Annotated in this window: 1 protein-coding gene and 1 pseudogene; one reads left to right on the forward strand and one right to left on the reverse strand. The window is 59.4% G+C overall.

What is annotated here, in order from left to right; translation table 11 throughout:
• Nucleotides 1–991, forward strand: a 991-nt coding sequence (locus AC6RA8_RS18645; RefSeq protein ID WP_500354765.1) for an alkaline phosphatase D family protein, incomplete at its 5' end; no start/stop codon positions are given.
• A gap of 29 nt (nt 992–1,020) precedes the next feature.
• Here the strand turns inward: AC6RA8_RS18645 and AC6RA8_RS18650 are convergent.
• Nucleotides 1,021–1,274: pseudogene (locus AC6RA8_RS18650) on the reverse strand (EamA/RhaT family transporter); the annotation flags it as partial.

A 1,274-nucleotide genomic window follows, 5' to 3' on the forward strand; every position in this document is an offset into this window, starting at 1 on the left:
GTCAGTGATTTGGCAGAACACCACGCTGATCGACTCCAAGCGCAAGGTGGCCGAAAGCCTGCAAGAGTTCCGCGACCAGTGGAAATACAACATGATGGATACCCATGTGCAGGCCCTGAACGCCTCTGTTCCGACCTTCATGCAGTGGGATGATCACGAGGTCACGAACAACTGGTCCGATAGCAAGGACCTAATGGGTGATGACCGGTACACCGAAAAATCCGTGCATGTCCTACAAGCTCGCGCCACACGCGCCTTCCACGAGATGACACCGCTGCGCATCACGCCGTCCGAGCCGAACCGGGTCTATCGCAAGATCAATTACGGTCCGATGCTGGATGTCTTCTTCCTCGACCTGCGCAGCTACCGTGGGCCGAACACCGCACCGCAGGGCGACACGCTGGACGACAGCACACGCGTTATCGGGGCCGAACAGATGGCGTGGCTGAAGCGCGAGCTGGCGAACAGTACGGCGACGTGGAAGGTGATTGCCTCGGACCAACCCATCGGCTTGATCGTATGGGATAACTTCCGCGAACAGGACGGGTCCGAAGGGATCGCGGATGGCACCAGTGCGGGGCCGAAGGGGCGCGAGCTGGAGGTCGCTGAGTTGCTGCGCTTCATCAAAACAGCAAACGTGTCCAATACGGTGTGGTTCACCGCCGATGTGCACTACACCGCCGCCCACTACTACGACCCTAACAAGGCACAATTCAGCGATTTTGAACCGTTTTGGGAGTTTGTGTCTGGCCCGCTGCATGCCGGTACCTTTGGCCCGAATGCACTGGACGGCACCTTCGGGCCCGAGGTGAAATTCGTGAAAGCGCCAACGGAGGAGCAGGGGGTGAACCTGCCGCCAAGTGCTGGTCTGCAATTCTTTGGTCTCGTGAACATTGATGGCGCCACGCAGGAGATGACGGTGCGCCTGATGGATCGCGCCGATACGGAATTGTATCGCGTAACGCTTGAGCCGAAGGGCATCAGCCTTTGACCACGTGGCGCGCCGGTTTCTCCGGCGCGCTACCCCTTGGGGTCAGTCACCGACCTTGCCCGATTGCGACCGCCGCCAAGCTGCCGTTCGCGCCATATGATGATCACCCCGCCAAGCACCACGAGTGATGCACCTATCACGGTCGCTGACGTTGGCAGTTCCGAGAAAATCACGTAGCCGATCAGGGCCGCGAATATGAGCGATGCGTAGTCGAACGGTGCCAGCATTGATGCTGCCCCGAAACGGAAGCTGGATGTAACCAGAATCTGCGCAAAGCCCCCGA

It is taken from the genome of Tateyamaria sp. (genome assembly GCF_059783535.1).